The organism is Collimonas fungivorans Ter331 (genome assembly GCF_000221045.1).
GTDB lineage: Bacteria > Pseudomonadota > Gammaproteobacteria > Burkholderiales > Burkholderiaceae_D > Collimonas > Collimonas fungivorans_A.
In genome coordinates this window covers 620,370-646,013 of record NC_015856.1, presented here as the reverse complement: position 1 = coordinate 646,013, position 25,644 = coordinate 620,370, and the positions used below count along the sequence as shown (strand labels likewise).

The window sequence follows — 25,644 nt, the reverse complement described above, 5'->3', positions numbered from 1 at the left end:
GCATTCAGTCTTTCTTGTCCCACCAGTCGGATTTGTAAGCATTAGCGATCTTTACTACCCCATACAGCGTGGCGGCCTGAGCCCCCTCGTTGTCGTAGCTGCCCTGGTGGTCGTAGCCGGTCTGCCTGAATTTGACCTTGGCACGCACCTTGTCAGCACTGCGCTCAACGGGGACAGTACCGTCCGCAGCCGAGTTTGAAGGCTGAAGCTCCAGGGTCAACGGAATGCCGTTCGCGCTCAACACGCGGATGGTGCCTTGAGCATTGTCGCCTTTGTGGCCCTCCAGAAGAGTCCAGGACAACGGATCGCCTGCCGCACTGGCATTGCCATCGGTCACCTTCCAGACAATATCGTTCCAGGCCAGTTGCGCGGGATCTTCGCCGAAGTGGGCATAGGTTTCATCGTGGAAGGTATCCTGGATCGCATGAGAAAACCCCATTGCATTGATGATGCGCCTCGTTGTTGCTTCTTGCCCGACCTGCTCTGTCCCTTTCAGGCCTCTTTCACCCATCTTTGCCGGATCAATCCATTCCGGATTGATGAGCCGCCACCACTTCTGCGGCTCCTGCATATAAATCTCTGTCGCAGGGTCTTCTTTGGGTAAAGCGGGCATTAAATCATTGCCTTGCCTGTCTTGTACTTTGAGCCAACCGCTGCCATACACCTTGTTAGGCAACAGTTCTAATCCACCCGGCGCGTTGGCCAATACTGCCGTTACCTCTTCCCCGTTATCGCCCAGCACACCTTTGACGATGCCGCCCTGGATTCTATCGAGGAAGTGCCACCATGTTTTGTTGCTGCCTTCAAAGCCCGCACGCAAGCGCTTGTAAGCCGCAGCGGCACCCGTTGTCGGCATCACGCCGTGAACCACGCCCAGCACCTTGTCTTTCAGATTGCCATAATCGGGGTGTATCAAAGCTCGGCCCAATAACCCGCCCATGCTGTGGGTGACAAGAATGACACCGGGACAATCGAATCCATTCTGGTTGTAAGTGTCAATAAGCTTTTGGATGCGCGGGCCGATATCTTTGGCTTCGTCACCATTACTCTTAAGCCAATTGTACCCAAAGGCGTGTACCGGATACCAGCAGTTGCCAATTTTTTTAATATCAGCCTCAGCCAGGGCCGGAGCATCTGAGTTACCAAAACTGGCGGGTGCGCGTCCAACCAAAGCTTGCGCGTTACCTTTGCTCGCCCAAGAAGCCGACACTTCTACGTTAGCGCCATCAGCCTTAAGCATGTCGTTGAGCTGCTTTTCCATCAGCATAAGGATTTTGCCGTAAGAACCAAACATGACTTCGCTCCACCCGCGAGCACGCGCCTTTTGCGCAGCGCTAAAGTGCTGCTCGTGTCCTGTGGTAAGCGGATGATCCTTTTCAAGCTTGGGATCGCTCATCAACAACTTACTCACATCCGCGAGATTGTCCGGCACATTGTCATGGCGGCTATCTGAAGTTTGTGTTGCATTGCCAGTAGACTCGAAACGATCTTTGTCTTTATCGTAGGAGATTTCATAGTGATCTACTTCGACTTCGTCGGGGTCCAGGCGCATTTGACGCTCCGCTGCTGACGCATTGCGTCGCTTCAAAGCATCGCCCTTGTCATCCGGCCGCCAGGAACGATTATCCTGGCGCTGTATCTCTGCCTGGCGTTTTTTGGACAGACGCAAATTGCTGCCCATGATGCCAGGAAAGAATACGATCGGGATCAATTTGCCCGGAGGCACGCGTACTCTAATCCTGCGTTTATCGCTAGTCGGGGTGGTTTGAACACCAACCTCGGCAGACTGGTTTACCCCTAGGGTGAAATCGAGCCAGATATCTTGGTCATCACCTTGAACCGTCATTATTTGGCCCTCCCAAGCCAGCGGACTTTGTAGAATTCGGGGCCATCGGAGCGTTGCATTTGAGTACTGCCGTCCGATCCCGTGACAGGCCCAGTCGCGCCAGCGCCGTCCCGATCGAGTTTGAACATTTGTTTGGCAGCAGTACTGTTCTGGTCGTCTATGTGGTGAAAGACCACTTCCCTGTCGAATGGCGCAGGGGTCGCAGAATTTTGCAGGTCAACTGAACGATTCTTGGGCCCAGGAAGGCTATGCGTGGCGGCATGAGCGACAAAAATGCCATTCGTGCCGTGTTCGATTCCACCCGCATTGAATTTGACGTAGCTACCGCCGCCATTGATCACGATTTCTTCCTTGGCCGTGATCGTGATGCGATTGGCGGTTTGGGTAATATTGAGTTTTGCCAAAACATTGATGCTGTCCTTCAGCGCATTCAGATCGATATCCCCTGCTGCAGCGACCATCTTCATGCCAGATTTTTGGACCATCAGACGGAAGGTATTGGCAATGCTGGCAAACAGGCTGTCGCCAGTGGCAATGGACAGGCTCTTGCCAGTAGTGATGGCGGTATGCTGGTCGCTAGAGATATGGGTCGATTGGGCAGTGGTGCTCTCAATGCCAGCAGGGCTAGCCAGCACCAGATGCGGTTCGGACAGTTCAGGGAAAGTGCCGTCGCTGCCAGCACCGCCGCCCTTGATGGCATCGTTCTGAGTCTTAAGGACTTTCGCAATATCGGCTTGCTGCCCCTGCTTTTCCTGAGCCCCGGCCTGCTGCGCCATATCGGCCAGCGTTTCGTGCTGATCACGCGCCGAAGTGAGCCTCTGCACCGTCTCACCCATATCCTTCATGTGCGATGCGGCATTGCTACGGCCTTCGGTCGTGATCAGCATGCCTTGTGCTGAGCGCGCCACGCCATGACCATCGGTACGCAGTTCCCAGCCCTCGCCGCGCGCGTCTTTACGGCCCGCATTGTCTTCGATGCGCGTGATATGCCCCAAACTCAGCTGGCTATGTTGGTGATCGCTCTTGATTTGGGCCTGGATTTTTCCGTTGGAGTCATCCAGGATCAGGTGGTTACTGCGGCCGCCAGGCTGGTTGCCTCCGTCGGGAGTTAACTCACGACTGCGAAAACCCATGAGCGATTGCTGGGTCGCCAATTTCCACGGCGGCATATTGCGCTGGTTGTAGACGCTACCAGTAATGATAGGACGGTCAGGATTGCCATCGAGCCACTGCGAAATAACTTCCGACCCAACCCGTGGAATCATCTTTGCACCAAGCTCGCCGCCAGCCCAAGAACTGGCGACGCGAACCCAGGCCGAACTTTTTTCATCGTTATTGCCAATGCGGTCCCAATGAAACTGCACACGAATACGACCATATTCGTCGGTAAAAATACTGCCCTGGCCTGAAGGGCCGACCACCGTGACGGTTTGCGGGGAAATGATTTTGGTGTCGACGCTATTGAAGTTGCGACCTGGTCGCCATGGAATAATCTTCCGAATGCATGTCAACGTATTGTCGTATTCAGCCTTCTCGGTAGCGTCTTGCAGATAATTATTGGATGCCTTGTGATGTACGGAGAGAATGAGGAATTCACTTTTGCTGGCCTCGTCATGGCTGCCAAAAGAATTGAAGGAAAAATGATTGGTCAAGCGGAACCAGCGTCCAGGAACGACGAAGCGATTGTTGCCGGCCGCTTCAAAATGCTTGCCACTGGCTTCGATCTCTTCCATGCGCAATCGAGACAGCTTGTCGGCGTCTTGAGTGTTCTTAACGCCATATGCACCGGTATATTCATAGGATTCTATGTCGAGCACATCGCCTTGCTTGTTCAGTGTCGGCACGCCCACGTTGATTGGTACGGGGCTTTTGAAATTGAATCCCGAGAGCGACACAGAACCGGCCACAATCTGGCGCACAGGCGAAAATTGGGCTATTCCGTCTTCTTCAATCGCACCGCCATGCCGTTGAAAACCAATCTCCGGGCCACCATCTATTGGCGCCGCCTGCGTCGAGTCGTCCGTGACAATGAGTTTATGGCCCTGAGCAGTATGTTCGTACCAGTACAGCCAGCCTTTGGATTCAAGACGCCTGTGAAGATAGTTATGGTCACTTTCTTCATATTGAAAGGCATCTGTCATTGCGGCGTCTTCTCCGCCGACCCTGAAGTCCCAATCGGGCAACGTACCGTAATCTTCGAAAATGCTGCTTATTTGCTCGTGTAATGTCTTGCCGTGAAAAATGTAGTTGTCTTTGCGCAGATGCAAATATTGAAGCCACGGGCCTAATTTAGCTTGGTAGAAAGTAATTCCACCGTCGGAACGGACTGAACGGAACTCAAAACAAAAACCACTGAAATGTCGAAGCGTCCCGTCCGCGCGAACAAGTTCTACGCAGAATAGCTTGCCTTGCAGATCCTTCAGCGCCAGCGCAGGGTCATCTGACAATAGTTCAATTTTGAACTCAAAATCTCGTGACAGGCTTTCAACCGCATCCAGCTTATTGACCAACAGTTGGGCTTGCGGGCCATCGCCATGTGGAAATGACAGTCGAAGGATTCGATTATGCTGCCGCCCCTGAATTAAGGCCGCTATGGATTGAAGCAGGCTACTCATGCGTGGTCCCTGAAAATTATTTCATCAGCAATAAAATAGTCTTTTTAGCAAGGCAATGTCTTCGCATTCTACTTGATAAATATTTAACCAAATCATAACCGACAACATCTTTAATTTCCACAGTGCAATGCATAAAAGTAACGAAATTTGCAAGAGTTCACACTTTACGGGGATTGTGAGACAGCTTCGCTGGAGATCTGGACGATTGCAGATTGTCGTGGTCTGCGAGGGCGAACTAAAAATGCGAAAAAGCTTATTTTTGCAATCGTCAATCGGTTGAGGAGGACTATGAGGATAAAAAGCCGCTTTCCGTTACCGCTGCATGCACGGAATCGGGAAAGCGGCTTAGCCTGCGCGGATAGCTCAGGCGTCGGCGTCAGTTGCTGGTGATAAGCAGACAGCCGGGCATGATCCTGACACGCACGGAGGACTGCGGTGCAAAGCCGGCTTGTTTGAGGCCGGCCCCACATAGCTTGATCCAGAGTGTCTCGGGATTATCGTCCTGATAGAAAGAAACGGTGAGCCGTTGTTCCGGATCATCTGTTGTGGGCGCGCGAAGGTCTCGCGTATGATTGCGCTTAGCCATATTCAACTCCTACGGTTTAGTTGTTTGTGGTTAGCGGCGCGTTGATGTTGGTAGCATCCTCGTGCCGCGCTTCTTGCCTCGCCCGCCAATGCTGCGCAGGTCAGTTGCAAGCGCTGTGCTCACCTCATCATTCAGGAACCATCTTTTCCTGTTCAACGATGCAAACCCAGCACTCAATACATTAGCATCGTCAAAAAAATAAGCAGCATTTAAAACACGCTTAGCCGATATTTAAGAAAAAGCATAGCGCGGGTGGAGCGTGGCACGTATCCATAAGCGCGCGAAGCAATGCCGGCATTGACGCTGGCATGTGAAAGAAAGAAAAATGACGAACATAGAACTACCTTTTCGGGCAACCACCGAGCAGGCTTGCCACTGGCTTGCACAGCAAACCGGCGAGCCGTGGACCTTGGCGCGCCTGATAGAAAATGGCTTGATCCCTTACGTCTGGCTGGACTATGACGCCGACTATCCGGAACTCTTCGGCGACGCCAACGGCGGTTATGCGGCGCCGATCTTTTTCGAAGGCGACACCAGACGGCTCGCAGCCGGCAGCGAAGATGTACTCATCACGATCACCAAGGACGTCTACAAGATCGTGGCGCAACTCAAGCCGCCGGGCTTTCGCAGAGCTTTGCATGAATTGCGTTTTCTGAAAAAGGATCTGGAGCGCATGCCAGGCAAGCTGAAGCGCGAGGCCGAAGCCAAGTCTCAACCAGTCAAGATTGAAGCGGCAATGGAATCGCAGACTGGCATCAACAAAGATCAGGTGCTAATGGCATTTTCCAGCCTGGTGAAAATTGATCTGGCGCAGGCTCTTAACGATGGCGGCGGCATATTCGGTGATGAAGGTGCGAGGGTTAAGGGCAGCGCTAAAAGAGCGAAGAACAAGATCGTGTGGAATCCGGTCACCTTGGCGCTGGGATTAAACGATGTGTATCGGGTGCCGATAGCGCAGCTGAAAAGGGCTTTTCATGCGCATGATTTTTTGTATGGGTGGACTGCGGAATGGAATCACTCTCTGGAACTTCTGGGAAAATGAGGTGCTGATGTTGTAGTCGCTCACGTCTCTCTATGTGTCTTAGCCCAGACTTGAACTGACATTCGTCGTGTGAATCTCCATCCCGAAACGACCCCGATCAGCCTGTCACGACTCGCGGGTCCAACGACAGAAATGCAGCGTAAACGGACGGTGAGATTGCTCGGTCAAATTGGCTTCGACCAGAAGTAGTAATTACTCTTTGACTGCTTTAAGGTATAGCGATACTTTGGCTTAGAAAAAATTTAAAATCAAAGCAGCCCGTTCATATTGCCGGATTCAAAAGCACGTTGGTAACTAAGTCGACAATCATGTCCTCGGCCGAAACCTCGGTTATCACGTTTGAAGATGGGTGTGCTGCTGTATTGCGTCGGCCGAGTTTTTCGGTTAGCGTTTTGCATACCGTGGCATCGAGGATACGGGCACCTCGACAAATTTCGATCACTTGTGACTCTTTGTAATCCTCGAAATCAGTGCGCTTAGTCAGCTCAGGTAACTTTGGATAGACTTTTTGACGCTGCTCATTGAACACAGCGGCATGAGTTTCGAAGATTCGATCACACACATGCGAGAAAATGAGATTCCAAGCCATTACAATGGCAGAGCGGAAGGCCTTATTGTTAAAACAAATCAGTGTCTCATTGAGGAATGTGCGCTGAGCAGTATTGGTTACATTTGGAATCAGGCCGGCAAGTAGAGCCGTGGTGGCGCCAGACGAAGCTCGCTGGCCTAAGCTTTTCCCAAGCTGTTCGCGAACTGCGGCAGTCAAGCGGTACCCCTGCGAGTCTTTCAATAACCTAGCTGGCTTTTTCTCGCATAGGTTGCGAAGCAAAGTATGGACGCTGGACGGTTTGGCACTGTGGGAGAGCTCAAAACACTTGACTATGTCAGCGGGGCTAAATTTCGGCTTTGCGGAGATTTCTTGGAGGAACCAAGCAAAGGTCTCTATCTTGGCCGTAAACCCTTTCCGATCAAAGGCAGGAATCCGTCGGGTGAAGTCTGCGAGATCGCTCACTAGACGCGGGCCATCTTGGTATTGACGAAACCTTCGCCAACATGGTTGATCACATAATGTCCCTTCTCAACCCCCTTACTAAACCGTCCATCACGAGTGGCCGCAAGCTCTCGCATTGGTTGTACGGCATTTGCCGGAAGCGCCCAACTCATTACCCTATATGCTGTGTATATGTGGTCAATACTTATCTCCTGGATGTCTTTATATGACTTCAGCCAGAATGCGACGCAAAGGTATTTGAGCATCTCACTCTTCGGGTCCTTCTCAAGAATGAAGTCTGAGAATGTAGGCTGAACATCGTCAAAACGGACGTCGCGCAGGAGCGATGGTGTCGGCAGCTTCATTGTTCTTTTGGCGGTTTTTACCGGTGCTGGAGAAATCTCGTTGACCTGACCATCCACGAAATCTGAGTCATCTGCCTCACTGACAGACTCAGCTTCTCCATTTTGAGCAACATCAGTCTGACGGTTTGCATCAATTCTTTGAATTCGGACAGGGGTAACAATGCTAGGTCGTGAGAGTGCCGCCGTAATGCTTTTCAGGCTCTCCTGCAGTGAGATATCGCTTCCTTCAAGCTCAAATTCGATGATCCGCACCTTCATTTTTCCGTTCTGATCTGTCTTCGGCGGCTGTTTTCCCATTTAAGCTCTCCTTGAATGACTCTTAGCATTGTGACACGCATAGCTATATATGTGAAGATTCATGTTTCGATGTGTCCATGTAAAACTGAATAACTACATTCAGCTGAGGATTCAACCGGTGGATGCGCGACCGACGGCTTCTGGCCGGTTCCAGCCAATTGCATCTCGAATGCGTTCCAGATTTGACCTGACACTTCTTGTCAGCTCAAGTTTGAGAAATTGCACTTTATGCCACGGCACGACCAGTGCCACAGAAGTCGACCCCACATCGTGTTCCGATATACGATGACTCTATACCTCTCTTCACCCAATAAAAACAACTTCGGGGGCGAAAATATACCTGCAAAATACGCATGTTGAGCGTCCATAAAAAACCCGACTTATAGTCGGGCTCTTTATTCTTACGGTGAAAACACCAATCAGCAAAATTTGCTGAAATCAGGCTTACGCCGCTCAAAAAACGCAGTAAACGCCTCAGCCGCCTCAGGCGCCGCCAGCATCGCGCCAAAATGCTCGATCTCCTGCGCCATCCGCGCCTCCACCTCAGCAGTCTGACCACCCTTCATCAACCGCTTCGTAACGCGGATCGAAGCTGCCGGCAAAGCCACCAGCTTGGCTGCCTGCGCTTGGGCAAACGCCAGCAGTTCTTCCGCCGGCAAGACCTTGTTGACCAAGCCCATGGATGCGGCTTCTTCTGCCGTGAAGGCTTCGCCCAGCAGCAGCTTTTCGGCTGCGCGCTGGTAACCGGCGATTTGCGGAAGGATCAGGCTGGAAGCCGCTTCCGGGCACAAGCCAAGCTGCGTGAACGGCATCGAGAAACGCGCGTTGTCAGCTGCGTAGACCAGGTCGCAATGCATCAGCAGGGTGGTGCCGATGCCGACCGCAGCGCCCGCCACCGCAGCCACCAGCGGCTTGCTGGCATGGCTGATCTGCCACAGGAACTGGAACACCGGGCTGTCGGAACCGGTCGGCCGGTTCTTCATGAAATCTTCGAGGTCGTTGCCGGCGCTGAAAATCTGCGGCTTGCCGGTGAACAGGATGGCTCTTACCGCGCTGTCGCTCTCCGCATCTTTCAGTGCGTCGACCATGGTCTGGTACATGGCGGCGGTAATTGCGTTTTTCTTTTCCAGGCGATTGAATTCGATCGTCAGGATGCCGTTTTCCTTGCTGGTCAATATATCCATCTGCTACTCCGGTTCGGCCTGCAGCGTGCAGCGCCTTGATTCAAAGAGACAAAAAAGCCGCACGGCGGTAGCTGTACGGCTTTTTCGTTTTTGACGATTGCTTATGACAATCTGACTAATTGATTAAATGCGTGATTACATGCGCTCGAAAATACCCGCTGCGCCCATGCCGGCCCCGACGCACATGGTGACCATGCCGTACTTCAGGTTGTGGCGGCGCATGGCGTGGATCGCGGTGGCAGAACGGATCGCGCCGGTCGCACCCAGCGGATGGCCGAGGGCGATCGCGCCGCCCATTGGATTGACCTTGGACGGATCCAGGCCGAGGTCCTGGATGACTGCCAGCGATTGCGCTGCAAATGCTTCGTTCAGTTCGATCCAGTCCAGCTGGTCCTGGGTGATGCCGGCGGCGCGCAACGCTGCCGGGATCGCTTCTTTAGGACCGATGCCCATGATTTCCGGCGGTACGCCGCGCACTGCAAACGAGGCGAAACGCGCCAGCGGCGTCAGGTTGAATTGCTTCAGGATTTTTTCGCTGACCAGCAGCAGCGCACCGGCGCCGTCCGAAGTTTGCGAAGAGTTGCCGGCGGTGACCGTACCTTTGGCGGCAAACACTGCCTTCAGCTTGGCCAGGCCTTCCATGGTGGATTCGCGCGCGCCTTCGTCGCGATCGACGGTGCGGATCTTGGTATCGATCTGGCCGGTCGCCAGGTTAGGGAAGCGCTCGATGATCTCGACCGAAGTCATTTCATCGTTGAACTCGCCGGCCGCTTGCGCCGCCAGCGCACGGCGGTGCGATTCCAACGCAAATGCGTCCTGTGCTTCGCGCGAGATTTTCCATTGCTGCGCCACTCTTTCGCCGGTCAGCCCCATGCCGTAGGCCAGGCCAACGTTTTCGTCCTTGAACACTTCCATGTTGACCGATGGATGGAAACCCATCATCGGCACCATCGACATCGATTCGGCGCCGCCGGCGAACATCACGTCAGCCTGGCCGACGCGGATGCGGTCAGCCGCCATCGCTACCGCGGTGATGCCGGAAGCGCAATAACGGTTGACGGTGACACCGCCGATGGTGTTCGGCAAACCGGCCAGGATAATGGCATTGCGCGCCATGTTCAGACCCTGCGCACCTTCCGGGAACGAACAGCCGATGATGGCATCTTCGATCAGTTTCGGATCCAGGCCTGGCACTTGCGCCAGGGCCGATTGCATTACGCGCACCAGCAGGTCGTCCGGGCGTGTGTTCTTGAACATGCCGCGCGGCGCCTTGCCGATTGGCGTGCGGGTAGCGGCGACGATGTACGCATCTTGAAGTTGTTTAGTCATTTCCTGCTCCTGATTTGATTAGTTGCGCACTGGTTTGCCGGTCTGCATCATGCCCATGATCCGCTCTTGCGTCTTGGGGTTGTTCAGCAGTTCGACGAACGCTTTGCGTTCCAGGTCCAGCAACCATTGTTCATTCACCACGCTGCCTTCTTCCACTTCGCCGCCGCAAACGATGTTGGCGATCATGGTGCCCAGCTTGTAGTCATGGGCGGAGATGAAACCGCCGTCGCGCATGTTGACCAGCTGCGCCATGATGGTGGCGACGCCGTAACGGCCAGTGACTGCGATCTGCGCTTTCAGCGGTGGACGATAGCCGGCGTCGAACATGGCGCGCGCTTCGACCTTGGCCACATGCAGCAGCTCGTAGGCATTGAACACGATCACGTCGTCGGCCTTCAGGTAGCCCATGCTCTTCGCTTGCAAGGCCGATTTCGAGACATTGGCGGTGGCGGCGTTGAGGAAAGAGGTCTTCAGGAATTGCAGGATGTCGTTGCCCTTGGCGTCGTTGGCGGCGCGTACTGCCGCTTCCTTCAAACCGCCGCCGGCCGGGATCAGGCCGACGCCGACTTCAACCAGGCCGATATACGACTCGATCGAGGCCACACGCTTGGCTGTGTGCAAGGCCAGCTCGCAGCCGCCGCCCAGCGCCAGGCCGGCCACCGCAGCAACTACCGGTACGCTGGCGTACTTGAGGCCCATGAATGCCTGCTGCAACTCGGCGACCATCGGTTCGATCGCCTTGGCGCCGCCCGACATGAACAAAGGCAGCATCGACTGCAGGTCGGCGCCGGCCGAGAATGCGCCGCCTTCGGCTGCATCCGCGTGCCATAGCACCAGGCCCTTGTAATTCTTTTCTGCTTCGGCCACCGCCTTGTTCAGGCCGGCGATGACGCCAGGTCCGATCACGTGCATCTTGGTCTTGAAGGACAGGACCAGGACGTCGTCGTTCTGGTGCCATGCGCGTACCGAGTCATCCTCGAATACGGTGGTGCCGGCAGTCTTGCCGTCGGCCACGCCTTCACCCAGCAACGGTGCGCGGAACACCTGGCGCTCGTAGACTGGCAAAGTGGAGCGGGCGACGTTGGCTTTCTTCGCTGGCGAATAAGAACCGTCGGCAGCGTGCACACCGGTGCGGCCGTCGAATACCCAGGCTGGCAGCGGTGCATTGCACAGCGCCTTGCCGGCGTCGATGTCTTCCTTGACCCAGCCGGCGATCTGTTTCCAGTCGGCGGCTTGCCAGATTTCGAACGGGCCTACGCTCCAGCCGAAGCCCCAGCGCATGGCGAAATCGATGTCGCGCGCGTTGTCGGCAATCGATTCCATGTGGACTGCAATGTAGTGGAAGCCGTCGCGGAAAATGGCCCACAGGAACTGCGCCTGCGGATTAGTCGATTCGCGCAGGGTTTTCATGCGCTTGACTGGATCCTTGTCTTTCAGGATGCGTGCCACCAGTTCGTCGGCCTTGCCGCCGCCGGTGACGTATTCGCCCTTGGCGGCGTCAATGCGCAGGATGTCCTTGCCGACCTTCTTGTAGAAACCGGCGCCGGCCTTCTGGCCCAGCGCGCCCTGCTCGACCAGCTTGGCCAGCAGCGGCGGCGTGGCATACACGCCGTAGAAAGGATCGTCCTTCAGGTTGTCCTGCATGGTTTTGATCACATGGCCCATGGTGTCCAGCCCGACCACGTCGGCGGTACGGAAGGTACCCGATTTGGCGCGGCCCAGCTTGGCGCCGGTCAGGTCATCCACAACGTCGACCGAGAGGCCGAATTTGTCAGCCTGGTGCACGGTCGACAGGATGCCGAACACGCCTACGCGGTTGGCGATGAAGTTAGGGGTATCTTTAGCGCGCACAACGCCCTTGCCCAGCGTCGTCGCCAGGAAACCTTCCAGCTGGTCGAGGATCTCTGGCTTGGTGGTGGCGGTAGGAATCAATTCCACCAGGTGCATGTAGCGCGGCGGGTTGAAGAAGTGGACGCCGCAGAAGCGTGCTTTCAGTTCAGCGTCGAAACCTTCCGACAAGGCGGTGATCGACAGGCCTGAAGTATTGGAAGCGAAGATGGCGTTCGGCGCGATATGCGGCGCGACCTTCTTGTACAGGTCATGTTTCCAGTCCATGCGCTCGGCGATGGCTTCGATGATCAGGTCGCAGCCGGCCAGCACATCCAGGTTGTCTTCGTAGTTGGCGACTTCGATCAGCGAGGCGTCATCCTTGTTGCCGAGCGGCGCGGGGCTGAGCTTCTTCAGGTTTTCGATAGCGCGCAGGACGATGCCGTTTTTCGGGCCTTCCTTGGCCGGCAGGTCGAACAGCACTACCGGCACCTTGGCGTTCAGGCAGTGGGCGGCAATTTGCGCACCCATCACGCCGGCGCCGAGGACGGCGACTTTTTTAACGATGAAATTGGACACTTGTATCTCCTTGGTCAGTCTGTTGGGGGCGTGGCCATGCTCGCTTGCAGCGCATGGCCACCCTACGGCTCATTTAGAACAAATCCGTTAGAACAAATCCGCATCCAGCGCCATCAGGCTACCCGAGCCGGAACGTGCCTGGCGAATCAGCATTGCGGTTTCCGGCAGCAGGCGCGCGAAATAGAAACGTGCGGTGGCCAGCTTGGAAACGTAGAACTTGTCGCCCGAGTCTTGCTTGGCGAGCGCGATCTTTGCCATTTGCGCAAAGAAGTAGGCGTAGACCAAGTGGCCGACTACGCGCAGGTAAGGAACGGCTGCCGCACCGGCTTCGTCCGGATTCTGGAAAGCCTTCATGCCGATTTCCATGGTCAGCTTGCTGACCTTGTCGCCGAGGTCGGCCAGCGGCGTGATGAATTCCGACAAGGCTTCGTCGGCGCCGTTTTCTTCGATGAAGGCTTGCACCTTGGCGCCGAATTTCTTCAGCTTGGCGCCATTGTCCATCAATACCTTGCGGCCCAGCAGGTCGAGCGACTGGATGGTGTTGGTGCCTTCGTAGATCATGTTGATGCGGGCGTCGCGCACATACTGCTCCATGCCCCATTCGGCGATGAAACCGTGGCCGCCGTACACCTGCATGCATTCCGATGTCGCAGTCCAGGCGTTGTCGGTGATGAAGGCCTTGACCACCGGGGTCAGCAGGGCGACTTCATCGGCGCAGTCCTTGCGCACTTGTTCGTCCGGGTGGTTCAGTTCCTTGTCCAGCTGCAGCGCGACGTAAGAACAGAAAGCGCGCGCGCCTTCGGCATACGCTTTTGCCGTCAACAGCATGCGGCGCACGTCAGGATGGACGATGATCGGATCGGCTGGCTTGTCCGGCGCCTTGACGCCCGACAGGCTGCGCATCTGGATGCGGTCCTTGGCGTACACCAGCGCGTTCTGGTAAGCCACTTCAGTCAAACCCAGGCCTTGCATGCCGACGCCGAGGCGGGCGGCGTTCATGAATACGAACATCGCGTTCAAGCCCTTGTGCGGAGCACCGATGATCCAGCCGGTGGCGCCGTCCAGGTTCATCTGGCAGGTCGAGTTGCCGTGGATGCCCATTTTTTCTTCGATCGCGCCGCAGGTGATCGGATTGCGCGCACCCAGCGAACCGTCTGCATTCGGCAGGAACTTCGGCACCAGGAACAGCGAGATGCCCTTGGAACCTTCCGGTGCGCCTGGCAGGCGCGCCAGCACCAGGTGCAGGATGTTTTGCGACATGTCGTGCTCGCCGGCCGAGATGAAAATCTTGCTGCCGGTGATGCTGTAGGAACCGTCGGCTTGCGGCTCTGCTTTCGAGCGCAGCATGCCGAGGTCGGTGCCGCAATGCGCTTCGGTCAGGCACATGGTGCCGGTCCATTCGCCGGAAACCAGCTTAGGCAGGTACAAGGCTTGCTGCTCTGGCGTGCCGTGTGCGTGCAAGCACTCGTAGGCGCCGTGCGACAAGCCCGGATACATGGTCCAGGCCTGGTTGGCCGAGTTCATCATTTCGTAGAACGAATTGTTGATCACCAGCGGCAAACCCTGACCGCCGAATTCAGGATCGCAGGACAGCGATGGCCAGCCGGCTTCCACGTACTGCTTGTAGGCTTCCTTGAAACCCTTCGGGGCGGTGACGGTGTGCGTAGCCTTGTCGTGGTGGCAGCCTTCGCGGTCGCCGGAATGGTTCAGCGGGAACAGTACCTGGGAGGTGAATTTACCGCCCTCTTCCAGCACCTGATTGATGATGTCGGCATCGATCTCGGCATGCTTCGGCAATTGTTTCAGTTCATCTTCTACATGCAGCAGCTCGTGCATGACGAATTGCATATCCCGCAGTGGCGCGACGTATTGACCCATGGTGCTCTCCTGATGATTGTTTGTATTTACTGGATTGATCTAGCTGCCGGCTTGGCAGCGATTTTTTGATTCGTTTGCGAGGATTTCTTGGTGGCCTGGGTATCGACCTGTGTATCGCGATAGCTGTCGATCAGGCGGTCAAAGCCTTTTTGCGCGCGCTCCACGCTGCCGGCCTTTTTCAGGAAACGGGCGTCGTGATGCAAACCCAGGATCAGGCCGTACATCTCGTAGACCAGCTGGTCGGCGTCGGTGTCGCCACGCAGGTGGCCGGCCTCGATTGCCTGCAGCGCGCAGCGATGCAAGGCCTGTTGCCAGGTCTGCACCATGGTCACCAGCTGCTCGCGGATTTCGCCGGGCCGGTCGTCGTATTCGACGGCGCCGCTGATATAGATGCAGCCGGAGGCGATTTCAATCGTCACCTGCCGGATCCAGCGCGCAAACATGCATTCCAGGCGCGGCAGGCCGCGCGCTTCCTTGATGCTCGGATAGAACACTTCCTGCTCGAACTGGCGGTGGTACAGCTTCACCACTTCGATCTGCAGATCCTCGCGCGAGCCGAAATGGGCAAACACGCCGGATTTGCTCATGTTCATTTTTTCAGCCAGCAGGCCGATCGTCAGACCTTCAAGGCCGTCACGGCTCGCCAGCGTGATGGCAACGTCGAGAATCGCTGCCCGCGTCATTTCGCCTTTACGCATGAATTTCGGCGGCATGTCAGTATGTGCCACGATAGTCCTGTCCTGTCTGGTCGTATTTGGAAATCTTCGTCTGGAAATATCCGGCGTTGGCCTGCTTGACGGCGGCTGCCGGCAAGAATGCGAACGCTCGTACTATTATGCACCAGAATCGAAATGTCAAACAGCGACTTAGAGGGGCCGTTCTACCGAGAATTCCTTCGAAATCCGGAGCGGGTTCCATTTACCCGCCTCGACTCCCGGAAACAGTAGCCGCGCCTGGCCGGCCGCGCCTGAGGGGAAAACGTCCTGGCTGCTCCACGCTAGCGCGAAACGCGGACGCAGGCGATGTCAAATCGCTATTGAAGATTGTCAGGACTGCGTCTTGTCCAGCAGACGGCGGTCGCGCTTGGTCGGCCGCCCTTTGAGCTGCATGGTCGGCTCGCGGAAAAACCGCCTGTCTTCCGCCAGCGTTGCGCGTTTCGCTATGCTTTGCTCGGTTTCCCGGTACAGCGTCTGCGCAATCGCCGCCGAGCTGCGGGTGTCGCTCAGGAGCAGTACCGCCACCTCCCACACGCTGGCGCCGTTGTCGATTGCCAGGATATCGCCGCTCTTGAGGTTGTGCGCGGGCTTGGTCCGCTCGTCGTTCAGCCTGACCTTGCCGTTGTCGATGGCGTCGCTGGCCAGCGTGCGGGTCTTGAAAAACCGCGCCGCCCACAGCCATTTGTCGATTCGCACTGCTTCGACTGTTTTGCTCATGCTGCGTTACTCATACATTAAACCGGATTGTCGATGTCGATGAATTGATGCTGCAGGCCGAAACGTTCGGCCAGGTGGCGGCCCAGCGCTTGCACGCCGTAACGCTCGGTGGCGTGATGGCCGGCCGCCAGGTAAGCCACGCCGGTTTCGCGCGCCAGGTGCACGGTCGGCTCGGAAATCTCGCCGCTGATGTAGACCCCGGCGCCGGCGGCAATCGCATCGCCCAGCAGGCTTTGCGCGGCGCCGGTGCACCAGGCGATTTGCCCCAGCGGCTGGGACGGATCGCCGATCAGGACCGGGGCGCGCTGCAGCCGGCGCTCGATCACATTCGCCAGGTCGCCCACGGTGCTTACCTGCGGATCGACGGCGCTCCCCAGCCAGCCCAGGCTGTCGTCGCCGAAGCGCCCGTGCGGCGCCAGGCCCAGTTGTTGCGCCAGCTGCACATTGTTGCCGAATTCCGGGTGGGCATCGAGCGGCAGGTGGTAGGCAAACAGGTTGATGTCGTGCGCCAGCAGCAATTTCAGGCGTTTGTGTTTAGGGCCGACGACGCGCGCATCTTCGCCGCGCCAAAAATAACCGTGGTGCACCAGGATCGCGTCTGCACCGCTGTCCGCGGCCGCTTCCAGCAGGGCGAGGCTGGCGGTGACGCCTGTCACCAGGCGCCTAATTTCAGCGCGTCCTTCCACCTGCAGGCCATTTGGGCAATAATCACGGAACTGTGTAATATTTAACGCTTCGGCAAGATATTTCGCCAGTTCAATACGATCCACCGGTTTCACCGATTCTTGATTCACGATTCCTACTCCTTCTAAGATCTTCACTATGCGACGTTTCTGGCTGTTATTTGCGCAAACCATCACCATCGGTTTAGCGATCTGGTTCATTGTAACGACCTTGAAGCCGGATTGGCTAAACGGCGCCTTGACCAGTTCGCCGCTGCATATCGCCGCCTCCAAGGTGCCGCTGCAGGAAGCCACGCCGGGCACGCCGACGCCGGGTTCCTACCGCCAGGCTGCGCAGCGCGCCATGCCGTCGGTGGTGAACGTGTTCACCAGCAAGGACGCCAAGCCGGTCACCCCCGACATGCCGGAAGATCCGCTGCTGCGGAAGTTCTTCGGCGACCGCGGCGACGATGCCGATGACAAGCAGTCCAGCCTGGGCTCGGGCGTCATCGTCAGCGCCCAGGGTTATATCCTGACCAATAACCATGTGGTGGAAGCCGCCGACGAAATCGAAGTGGCGCTGGCCGACGGCCGCACCACTACTGCCAAGGTAGTCGGCACCGATCCTGAAACCGACCTGGCCGTGATCAAGATCGAGCTGCCGAACCTGCCTGCGGTGACGCTGGGCCGCGCTGACCAGGCCAGCGTCGGCGACGTCGTGCTGGCGATCGGCAATCCGTTCGGGGTCGGCCAGACGGTGACCATGGGGATCATTTCGGCGCTGGGTCGCAGCCATCTCGGCATCAACCAGTTCGAGAACTTCATCCAGACCGATGCTGCGATCAACCCCGGCAATTCCGGCGGCGCCCTGATCGACACCAACGGCAACCTGATCGGCATCAACACCGCGATCTATTCGCGCACCGGCGGTTCGCTCGGGATCGGTTTCGCCGTGCCGATGACGACCGCCAAGACCGTGATGGAATCGATCATCAATACCGGCCACATGGTGCGCGGTTATATCGGCGTCGAACCGCAGGACATCACGCCCGAACTGGCCGAGAGCTTCGGCCTGAACCGCAGCACCGGCGCCATCATCGCCGGCGTGATCAAGAACGGCCCGGCCGACAAGGCCGGCCTGAAACCGGGCGACATCCTGGTGGCGATCGAAGGCAAGCCGATCGCCGACAGCACCGACATGACCAACCTGATCGCCCAGTTGCAGCCCGGCAGCAAAGCCAAGCTGACGGTATTGCGCAAGACCCAGGAAACCACGGTAGAAGCCGTTATCGGCAAGCGGCCGCCGATGAAGCGCGAGCCAGAATAAAATTCGAATAACCCGCATAAAGGAAATCCGGTAATGCACGTACGCGATCTGACCCAATACCTCGCCGAGCTGGCGGAGAATAACAACCGGGCCTGGTTTGTCATGAACAAGCCGCGCTACGATATCTTGCGGGCAGAGTTCCTGGAACTGGTGGTGCGCCTGATCGCCCAGGTCAGCAAGTTCGATCCGGCGATCGCCGGCTGCAATCCGAAGAAAGCGCTGTTCCGGATCAACCGCGACATGCGCTTCTCGCACGACAAGAGTCCGTACAAATCCTATTTCTCGGCATCGATCACCGCCAGCGGCCTGAAGAAGCCGAGCCAGGGCGGCGGGCCGGCTTATTATTTCCATATCGACGCCAGCGGCACTCTGCTCATCGCCGGCGGCGAATACATGCCGCCGGCCGACCGCCTGCGGGCGATCCGCCAGCAAGTGGTGGCCGATGCCAAGGGTTTCGGCAAGGTGTTGAAAAACAAGAAACTGGTGGAGACTTACGGCGACCTGCAGACCGAGGGCCAGCTGAAGCGGCCGCCCAAAGGCTTTGACGCCGACGCGCCGCACATCGAATACATCAAGATGAAAAACTTTATCGTCTGGAACGAGCAGCCGCTGAAGAAGATGCTGTCGGACGCGCTGGAGAAAGAGCTGGTGTCCGGCTTTAAAGACGCTTACCCGCTGGTAAGCTGGCTGCGGCAGATCAAGACCCCGATAGCCGAGTAAAACCCGGGCAGCCTGGCGCTGTCCGTTCAATTCAAGTGGTTTTTTCCGCTTCTTCCGCCGGCGCCTGGGTCGCCTTGACGAACAGCGGCGCCACCAGCAGGCCTATCTCGAACAACAGGCATAACGGCACGGCCAGCAGCAGCTGGCTCATGATGTCCGGCGGCGTCACAACGGCGGCGATCACGAAAGCTCCTACAATGATGTAGGGACGGATCGACTTCAGCTTTTCCACCGACACCAGGCCCATGCGCACCAGCACGATGACCACGATAGGCACTTCAAACGTCATGCCGAAGGCAATGAACATGGTCATCACGAAGTCGAAATAGCTATCGATGTCCGGCGCCACCGAGACCGACTTCGGGGCGAAATTGTTGATGAAGTGAAAAATCACCCCGAATACCAGGTAGTAGCAAAACGCTACGCCCATAATGAACAATAACGAAGACGAAATCACCAGCGGCGCGATCAGTTTCTTTTCATGCGCATACAAGCCCGGCGCGATAAACGCCCATAGCTGGTACAGCACCCATGGCAGGGCGATGACAAAAGCCAGCAGCAAGGTCACCTTGACCGGGATCAGGAACGGCGTGATGACGCCGGTGGCGATCATCTTGGCGCCCACCGGCAGGGCGGCCAGCATAGGCGCCGCCAGCAGGTCGTAGATATGCGCGGCCCAAGGCATCAGGCACAGGAACACCACGATCACGGCAATCGACGCCTTCATGATGCGATTGCGCAATTCCACCAGATGCGAAATGAACGTCTCTTCGACGCCGCTGGTCTTTTGTTCTTCAGTCATGGGAGCGGAGTGTTTTGCAAACAAGCGGATTGGCCGATTTCAGCATAGGCCTCAGCGTTGACCCGGCTGGAGGCGAAGCATGAAATCATGAAAAAAATGAACCGGAGGCCTTGCTTTGGCCAGCCGGACGGTATTTCGCGACCCGTGCGGCCCCCGACAGGACTCGCGCCTTCTGGCCGCTTTGCTGTTTGTACCAGGCAGGAACGCCGCTGGTGCGCGCCAGTTTTTTCTTGCGAAAACTCTTGGCCTTGAGCGTCTGCGCCAGTTGCTCGACATTAAAGCTGCCGGCGCTATCGGTGCCGCTATCGTTCCAGGCGGCATGCAGCGACTCCCTGGTCTCCGAGATGCTATTGTTGATGTTTTGCTCGAAGTCGCTGGCTGCTTCCTGCACGTCTTTCTGCATCTTGCGCAGCTCTTCCAGCTCGATCTCGCGGCTGACTTCGGATTTGACCTCGTTGATGTAACGCTGCGCACGGCCGAACAGGGAGCCCGCCATGCGGGCCACGGTCGGCAATTTCTCCGGCCCGATGACAACCAGTGCAACGACGCCGATCAGTGCGAGTTTAGTAAGACCAATATCGATCATGAGGAGTGGCGGCAAGCCTCAAGGCAGGCCGGCGTCATGCATGCACGCCGGCAGCCGTGACTCAGTTGCCGGACTTGTCCTTTTCTTTGGCGGCGACGTCAATCGTCGCCTTGTCGGCGGCCTGCTTTTCTTCCTCGCCCTTGACGCCATCCTTGAAGCCCTTGACCGCCTTGCCCAGGTCGGAACCCATGTTGCCGATTTTCTTGGTGCCAAACACCAGCATGACGATAACCAGCACGATCAACCAGTGCCAAATGCTGAACGAACCCATTTTTTTCTCCTTGTCGGACAAGCTTGCCCGATCCTGCTAAGTCAAATTAACCGTTAATCCCAGCTCCGTTGCCGCCGGACACCAGTCCGTTGCAATCAGCGCTGCCCGCGCCACGGCTTTGGTCCGCCGATGACGTGCATATGCAAATGGTACACCTCTTGGCCGCCGTCAGGCCCGACGTTGAAGATCGTCTTGTAGCCGCCGCTGGCCTGGCCCTGCTCGTCCAGCTGGTAACCGCAGCCCTGTTCTTGCGCCAGGCGCGGCGCCAGCAACGCCATTTTACCTAACAAAGCGGCGTGCGCCTCAGTACAATCGGCCAAAGTCGGGATGTGCTGCTTGGGCACGATCAGGAAATGGATGGGCGCGGCCGGATTGATATCGTGGAAAGCGATCAGGTCGTCGTCTTCATAGATCGCTTTCGAGGGAATCTGCTTGGCTGCAATTTTGCAAAAAATACAATTTTCCAAATTATCTCCGGGTCGCAAAGGCTTCAGGTCTTGTGTGGATCGGCTTCTTGCTGCTCACGCGCGCTCAGCTTGCGGCTGGCCTTCTCTTCGATGCCGGACAGGCCTTCGCGCCGCGCCAGTTCCTGCAGCACGTCTTGCGGCGTCAGGTTGAACTGGGCCAGCATGATCATCGAGTGGAACCACAGGTCGGCGCATTCGTACAGCACGTGGGAAACGTCGCCGTCCACCCGCGCATCCTTGGCCGCCATCACGGTTTCCGTCGCTTCCTCGCCGATTTTTTTCAGGATCGCGTCGTCGCCCTTGGCGAACAGGCGGGCCACGTACGACGTCTCGGGGTCGCCGCCGTTAGCCGGCTTGCGCGACTCGATGACTGCCGCCAAGCGCTTCAGGGTTTCACTCATGATTGCAATCCGTTTAGTTACTTGTAAATTTCGTCCGGCTCTTTCAATACCGGTTCAACCGTTTCCCAGCTCTTGCTGTCGCTCTCCAGTTTCTGGAAGAAGCAGGAATGGCGGCCGGTATGGCAGGCGATGTCGCCGGCCTGGGTCACTTTCAGCAGCACCACGTCTTCGTCGCAATCGAGACGGATTTCGTGCACTTTCTGCACATGGCCCGACTCTTCGCCCTTGTGCCATAGTTTCTTGCGCGTGCGGCTCCAGTACACCGCCTCGCCCAGCGCTACCGTCTTCGCCAGGGCGTCGCGGTTCATCCAGGCGAACATCAGGACATCGTTCGAGCCTAGCTCTTGGGCAATCACCGGCACCAGGCCGTGTTCATCCCATCTGACCTTGTTTAACCAACTCACGGTGCTCATGCTAGCCTCATCGGAATCTGCTGTGCCGCCATGAATTGCTTGGCTTCCTGCACAGTATGTTGACCATAGTGGAAAATGCTGGCCGCCAGCACCGCATCGGCGCGGCCGATCTTGATGCCGTCAGCCAGGTCCTGCAAACCGCCGACGCCGCCGGAGGCAATCACCGGGATCGTCACGGCGTTGGAGACGCTGCTGGTCAAGGCCAAGTCGAAACCGACCTTGGTGCCGTCGCGGTCCATGCTGGTGAGCAGGATTTCGCCCGCACCCAGCTGCTCCATCTTTTGCGCCCATTCGATTGCATCCAGGCCGGTGGCCTTGCGGCCGCCGTGGGTGAATACTTCCCACTTGCCAGGCGCGACCTGCTTGGCGTCGATGGCGACCACGATGCATTGCGATCCGTACTTGGCGGCGGCATCCGCCACCAGCTGCGGATTGGTGACTGCGGAGGTATTGATGCCGACCTTGTCGGCGCCCGCGTTCAGCAAACGCCGCACATCTTCCACCACGCGCACGCCGCCGCCCACCGTCAGCGGAATGAATACCTGCGAGGCGACCGCTTCGATGATCGGCAGGATCAGGTCGCGGCCGTCGGAGGAAGCGGTAATGTCGAGGAAGGTAATTTCATCGGCGCCCTGCTGGTCGTAGCGGCGGGCAATCTCGACCGGATCGCCGGCGTCGCGCAGCTCGAGGAAATTGACGCCCTTGACCACGCGGCCATTGGTCACGTCGAGACAGGGAATGATGCGTTTGGCGAGCGTCATGGCTGGTCAGCGTCGGGCTGCTCGGACAGGCCTTCGTCTTCGATGAATTCGTCGCTCAGTTCGTCAGCGCGCTCCTGCGCCGAACGCAGGTCGAGCGTGCCTTCGTAGATCGAACGGCCGCAAATCACTGCCTCGATGCCTTCGTCCTGCACCGCGCACAGCGCTTCGACATCCTTGACGTTGTGCACGCCGCCGGAAGCGATCACCGGGATGGTCATGCTTTGCGCCAGCTTGACGGTGGCTTCGATGTTGACGCCGCCCATCATGCCGTCGCGGCCGATGTCGGTGTACACGATCGAGGCGCAGCCGTAGTCTTCGAATTTCTTGGCGAGGTCGATCACTTCGTGGCCGGACAGCTTGCTCCAGCCGTCGGTGGCGACCTTGCCGTCCTTGGCGTCGAGGCCGACGATGATCTGGCCCGGGAAGGCGCTGCAGGCATCATGCAGGAATCCCGGATTCTTGACCGCGGCGGTGCCGATGATGATGTAGCTCAGGCCGTCGTCCAGGTAGCGTTCGATGGTGTCCAGGTCACGGATGCCGCCGCCCAGCTGCACCGGGATTTCCTCTACGCCGTTGAGTATGGCGAATTCGCGCACCGCCTTGATGATGGCTTTGACCGCAGGCTCGTTCTTCGGCTTGCCGGCGAACGCGCCGTTCAGGTCGACCAGGTGCAGGCGGCGCGCGCCTTGCATCAGCCAATGGCGGGCCATTTCGCCCGGATCGTCGGAAAACACGGTGGCTTGGTCCATATCGCCCTGTTTCAGGCGTACGCAGTGACCGTCTTTGAGGTCGATGGCAGGTATCAGCAGCATGGCTACAATTGTATGAGGTGAAGTCAGTTAAAAATCTGAATAAAAAACCGTATAAACCAACGTTAATGCCGGAATATATTCAAGGTTTCCATTGCACGAAATTCTTGTACAGCTGCAAGCCGGCGCTGGCGCTTTTCTCCGGATGGAACTGCGTCGCGAAAATATTATCACGACCGACCGCGCAGCTAAACGCCGCACCGTACTCAGTCTCGCCGAAGGTATGCGCGGCATCGGCCGGCGCTGCGTAATAACTATGGACGAAATAAAAATAATCCTGGTCGGCAATACCGTGCCAGAGCGGATGAGACTGCGCCTGGCGCACTCGGTTCCAGCCCATCTGCGGCACCTTGAAACGCGAGCCGTCGTCCTGCAGCCGGCCGTCCAGGCGGAAGCGCAGCACCTTGCCGGGCAACAAGCCCAGGCCTGCGGTATTGCCCTCTTCGCTCAGGTCGAACAACATCTGTTCGCCGACGCAGACACCCAGCAGCGGCTTGTTGCGCGCCGCTTCCAGCAGCACTTCCTGCAATCCTGATTCGCGCAGGCTGCGCATGCAGTCCGGCATTGCGCCCTGCCCTGGCAAGACCAGGCGGTCGGCGGACTGGATATCGGCAATCGTGCCGGAGATCAGGACCTCGGCTTCCGGCGCCACCTGGCGCAGGGCTTGCGCCACCGAGCGCAAGTTGCCCATGCCATAGTCAACCACAACAATTTTGTTCATGATAAAGATTCAAGTCCCGAGGAAAGTCCGGGTAAATAAGCTCAACCGAAGCTCGCCTTAAAGGCTGCCCTTGGTCGAAGGAATGGTGCCGGCGGAACGCGGATCCAGTTCTGCGGCCATGCGCAACGCCCGGCCAAACGCTTTGAAGACGGTTTCGCATTGATGATGGGCGTTTTCGCCGCGCAGGTTGTCGATATGCAAAGACACCAGTGCATGATTGACAAAACCCTGGAAAAATTCGTGGGTCAGGTCGACGTCGAAGCCGCCGATCATGGCGCGCTTGAACGGTACATGGAATTCCAGGCCGGGACGGCCGGAAAAATCGATCACTACGCGCGACAGCGCTTCATCCAGCGGCACATAGGCATGGCCGTAGCGGCGGATGCCCTTCTTGTCGCCGATGGCCTTGGCGAACGCTTGCCCCAAGGTAATGCCGACGTCTTCCACCGTGTGGTGGGCGTCGATATGCAGGTCGCCATTGGCTTCGATATCGAGGTCGATCAGGCCATGCCGTGCAATCTGGTCCAGCATGTGGTCGAGGAACGGCACGCCGGTATTGAGCTTTTGCTGGCCGCTGCCGTCCAGATTGATGGAGACGCGGATTTGCGTCTCGTTGGTATTGCGCGTGATCGATGCAGTTCGAGGCGTAGACATGTTGAGCTTGAGACCAATTTGCTAGGTGGTGGCGCACAGGCGCCGTGGAGGTAAGTGTACTAAATTATTCGACGATCGGATTTAAGATCGGGATTGTTGCAGCTTCTCTGCTTCCCCCGCTTCCCCATTGATCACTAGTGAAGCCTGGCCAAGGCAGCTTTTTGGGCTGCACCGCCATTTTACCGACATTTTCATGTTTTCCCGCTAATAGCAGGCCTGATAATCGCTATCAGCGTTGCTATTCAAGCCGAACGCTCAGCCAGCGGCCGTTCGCCGGGGGTCTGGCCGTCGAGCTGCGCCAGCCGCTGCTCGATCAGCGCGCAATACTCGGGGTTGAGCTCAAAGCCGACAAAGCGGCGTCCGCAGCGGCGCGCCGCCACTGCCGTGGTGCCGCTGCCCATGAAAGGATCGAGCACGATCCCGCCCGGCGGGCAGGACGCCTTGATCATGCGTTCCACGATTTCCAGCGGCTTTTGGGTCGGATGGTCGGCCCGCTCGCGATGTTCGCGGTGCAGGCGCGAGACGCTCCAGACGTCTTTCGGGTTATAGCCCAGCTCCAGCCACTTGGCGCCGACAAAAATCGAGCGCGAACGGGCCTTCTTGGTTTCGGCGTCGTAGGGAATGCGGATGGCGTCGAGGTCGAAGTAATAGTCCTTGGCACAGGCAAAGAAGCCTATCGTGTCGTGCACCGAGGAAAAGCGCCGGGTGCCGCCGCCCATCGAAGGCACCCGCCGGTCCCAGATGATTTCGTTGTTCATGATCATGCGCTGCTTGAGCATGACAAAAATTTCGGGCGAGAAGCGCCAGGTCAGGAAAATGTAGAGGCTGCCGTTGGGTTTCAGTTTCGGCAAGGCGGCGTCTATCCATTCTTCGGTCCAGCGCAAGTAAGCCGCGGTGTCGAGCTTGTCGGAATCGTTGCCGTAATCCTTGCCCAGGCCGTAAGGCGGATCGGCCAGCAGCAGGTCGACTGAGCCGTCCGGGATGCGCTGCAGGCCTTGCAGGGCGTCCTCGCCAAAGACACGGTCGATCCAGTCGTTGTTCATCGCCGCCACGCGCCGTTGCCCGCCGTTGCCAAGAC

Annotated in this window: 26 protein-coding genes; 3 read left to right on the top strand and 23 right to left on the bottom strand. The window is 57.5% G+C overall.

The annotated features are described in order from the left end of the window. Positions 1–4: 4 nt before the first annotated feature. The 3 genes from CFU_RS02785 to CFU_RS02775 all read right to left on the bottom strand — a co-directional run bounded on the left by CFU_RS02785 (position 5) and on the right by CFU_RS02775 (position 5,047). A complete protein-coding gene (locus tag CFU_RS02785) occupies positions 5–1,846 on the bottom strand; it encodes an esterase/lipase family protein (protein ID WP_014004530.1) in 1,842 nt (613 codons plus the stop codon). After that, the gene (locus CFU_RS02780) at positions 1,846–4,461 is read right to left on the bottom strand and encodes a type VI secretion system Vgr family protein (RefSeq protein WP_014004529.1); all 2,616 of its coding nucleotides are present in this window, start codon (positions 4,459–4,461) and stop codon (positions 1,846–1,848) included. The genes CFU_RS02785 and CFU_RS02780 overlap by 1 nt, the downstream gene beginning before the upstream one ends. A 376-nt stretch (positions 4,462–4,837) precedes the next feature. Next, complete coding sequence (locus CFU_RS02775; protein WP_041741140.1) at positions 4,838–5,047, bottom strand: SymE family type I addiction module toxin; 210 nt, start codon at positions 5,045–5,047, stop codon at positions 4,838–4,840. Positions 5,048–5,372: 325 nt separating this feature from the next. On the opposite strand from CFU_RS02775, the gene CFU_RS02770 reads away from it, so the two are divergent. Beyond that, positions 5,373–6,089, top strand: coding sequence for a hypothetical protein (locus CFU_RS02770; protein ID WP_041741139.1), 717 nt, complete (start codon positions 5,373–5,375; stop codon positions 6,087–6,089). A gap of 262 nt (positions 6,090–6,351) precedes the next feature. Here CFU_RS02770 and CFU_RS02765 read toward each other — a convergent pair whose 3' ends face one another. The 9 genes from CFU_RS02765 to CFU_RS02725 form a co-directional block, all read right to left on the bottom strand. Beyond that, complete coding sequence (locus CFU_RS02765; protein WP_041741138.1) at positions 6,352–7,101, bottom strand: hypothetical protein; 750 nt, start codon at positions 7,099–7,101, stop codon at positions 6,352–6,354. After that, the gene (locus CFU_RS02760) at positions 7,101–7,742 is read right to left on the bottom strand and encodes a hypothetical protein (protein WP_041741137.1); all 642 of its coding nucleotides are present in this window, start codon (positions 7,740–7,742) and stop codon (positions 7,101–7,103) included. Before CFU_RS02760 ends, CFU_RS02765 begins: the two co-directional genes overlap by 1 nt. Positions 7,743–8,161: 419 nt before the next feature. Then, positions 8,162–8,926 (bottom strand): enoyl-CoA hydratase, encoded by a 765-nt coding sequence (locus tag CFU_RS02755; RefSeq protein WP_014004527.1) that lies wholly within the window; start codon positions 8,924–8,926, stop codon positions 8,162–8,164. A gap of 135 nt (positions 8,927–9,061) precedes the next feature. Then, the gene (locus tag CFU_RS02750) at positions 9,062–10,255 is read right to left on the bottom strand and encodes an acetyl-CoA C-acyltransferase (RefSeq protein WP_014004526.1); all 1,194 of its coding nucleotides are present in this window, start codon (positions 10,253–10,255) and stop codon (positions 9,062–9,064) included. 18 nt (positions 10,256–10,273) lie between these two features. Continuing rightward, complete coding sequence (locus CFU_RS02745; RefSeq protein ID WP_014004525.1) at positions 10,274–12,661, bottom strand: 3-hydroxyacyl-CoA dehydrogenase/enoyl-CoA hydratase family protein; 2,388 nt, start codon at positions 12,659–12,661, stop codon at positions 10,274–10,276. 87 nt (positions 12,662–12,748) lie between these two features. Continuing rightward, positions 12,749–14,539 carry an acyl-CoA dehydrogenase C-terminal domain-containing protein gene (locus tag CFU_RS02740; protein WP_014004524.1) on the bottom strand — a complete coding sequence of 597 codons (1,791 nt, stop codon included), beginning with the start codon at positions 14,537–14,539 and terminating at the stop codon, positions 12,749–12,751. 26 nt (positions 14,540–14,565) lie between these two features. Then, the gene (locus tag CFU_RS02735) at positions 14,566–15,237 is read right to left on the bottom strand and encodes a TetR/AcrR family transcriptional regulator (protein WP_081466546.1); all 672 of its coding nucleotides are present in this window, start codon (positions 15,235–15,237) and stop codon (positions 14,566–14,568) included. Positions 15,238–15,585: 348 nt separating this feature from the next. Continuing rightward, on the bottom strand, positions 15,586–15,972 hold the full coding sequence (locus CFU_RS02730; protein WP_014004522.1) for an RNA-binding S4 domain-containing protein: 387 nt from the start codon (positions 15,970–15,972) through the stop codon (positions 15,586–15,588). 17 nt (positions 15,973–15,989) lie between these two features. Next, positions 15,990–16,742: a Nif3-like dinuclear metal center hexameric protein gene (locus CFU_RS02725; RefSeq protein WP_081466545.1), complete on the bottom strand. Its 753-nt coding sequence runs from the start codon at positions 16,740–16,742 to the stop codon at positions 15,990–15,992. Positions 16,743–16,794: 52 nt separating this feature from the next. Here CFU_RS02725 and CFU_RS02720 point away from each other — a divergent pair, with 52 nt between their 5' ends. Continuing rightward, a complete protein-coding gene (locus CFU_RS02720; protein WP_041741134.1) occupies positions 16,795–17,961 on the top strand; it encodes a Do family serine endopeptidase in 1,167 nt (388 codons plus the stop codon). A gap of 33 nt (positions 17,962–17,994) precedes the next feature. Beyond that, positions 17,995–18,681, top strand: coding sequence for a DUF2461 domain-containing protein (locus CFU_RS02715; protein WP_041741133.1), 687 nt, complete (start codon positions 17,995–17,997; stop codon positions 18,679–18,681). 31 nt (positions 18,682–18,712) lie between these two features. Here CFU_RS02715 and tatC read toward each other — a convergent pair whose 3' ends face one another. From tatC to CFU_RS02660, 11 genes are all read right to left on the bottom strand, one after another. After that, positions 18,713–19,483, bottom strand: coding sequence for a twin-arginine translocase subunit TatC (gene tatC / locus CFU_RS02710; protein WP_041741132.1), 771 nt, complete (start codon positions 19,481–19,483; stop codon positions 18,713–18,715). A gap of 85 nt (positions 19,484–19,568) precedes the next feature. Continuing rightward, positions 19,569–20,069, bottom strand: coding sequence for a Sec-independent protein translocase protein TatB (gene tatB, locus CFU_RS02705; RefSeq protein WP_041741131.1), 501 nt, complete (start codon positions 20,067–20,069; stop codon positions 19,569–19,571). A gap of 61 nt (positions 20,070–20,130) precedes the next feature. Beyond that, positions 20,131–20,340: a Sec-independent protein translocase subunit TatA gene (gene tatA / locus CFU_RS02700; protein ID WP_041741130.1), complete on the bottom strand. Its 210-nt coding sequence runs from the start codon at positions 20,338–20,340 to the stop codon at positions 20,131–20,133. Positions 20,341–20,435: 95 nt separating this feature from the next. Then, entirely contained in the window at positions 20,436–20,807 is a 372-nt protein-coding gene (locus CFU_RS02695) for a histidine triad nucleotide-binding protein (RefSeq protein WP_041741129.1), read from the bottom strand. Between the two features lie 23 nt (positions 20,808–20,830). Continuing rightward, positions 20,831–21,208 carry a phosphoribosyl-ATP diphosphatase gene (locus tag CFU_RS02690; protein WP_014004514.1) on the bottom strand — a complete coding sequence of 126 codons (378 nt, stop codon included), beginning with the start codon at positions 21,206–21,208 and terminating at the stop codon, positions 20,831–20,833. A gap of 17 nt (positions 21,209–21,225) precedes the next feature. Further along, the gene (gene hisI, locus CFU_RS02685; protein WP_014004513.1) at positions 21,226–21,621 is read right to left on the bottom strand and encodes a phosphoribosyl-AMP cyclohydrolase; all 396 of its coding nucleotides are present in this window, start codon (positions 21,619–21,621) and stop codon (positions 21,226–21,228) included. Further along, positions 21,618–22,382 (bottom strand): imidazole glycerol phosphate synthase subunit HisF, encoded by a 765-nt coding sequence (hisF, locus tag CFU_RS02680; protein WP_014004512.1) that lies wholly within the window; start codon positions 22,380–22,382, stop codon positions 21,618–21,620. Before hisF ends, hisI begins: the two co-directional genes overlap by 4 nt. After that, complete coding sequence (gene hisA / locus CFU_RS02675) at positions 22,379–23,194, bottom strand: 1-(5-phosphoribosyl)-5-[(5-phosphoribosylamino)methylideneamino]imidazole-4-carboxamide isomerase (RefSeq protein WP_014004511.1); 816 nt, start codon at positions 23,192–23,194, stop codon at positions 22,379–22,381. Before hisA ends, hisF begins: the two co-directional genes overlap by 4 nt. A gap of 79 nt (positions 23,195–23,273) precedes the next feature. Further along, on the bottom strand, positions 23,274–23,912 hold the full coding sequence (hisH, locus tag CFU_RS02670) for an imidazole glycerol phosphate synthase subunit HisH (protein WP_014004510.1): 639 nt from the start codon (positions 23,910–23,912) through the stop codon (positions 23,274–23,276). Positions 23,913–23,969: 57 nt separating this feature from the next. Beyond that, on the bottom strand, positions 23,970–24,566 hold the full coding sequence (hisB, locus tag CFU_RS02665; protein WP_014004509.1) for an imidazoleglycerol-phosphate dehydratase HisB: 597 nt from the start codon (positions 24,564–24,566) through the stop codon (positions 23,970–23,972). Positions 24,567–24,808: 242 nt separating this feature from the next. After that, positions 24,809–25,609: a DNA-methyltransferase gene (locus tag CFU_RS02660; RefSeq protein WP_041741128.1), complete on the bottom strand. Its 801-nt coding sequence runs from the start codon at positions 25,607–25,609 to the stop codon at positions 24,809–24,811. Positions 25,610–25,644: the final 35 nt, after the last annotated feature.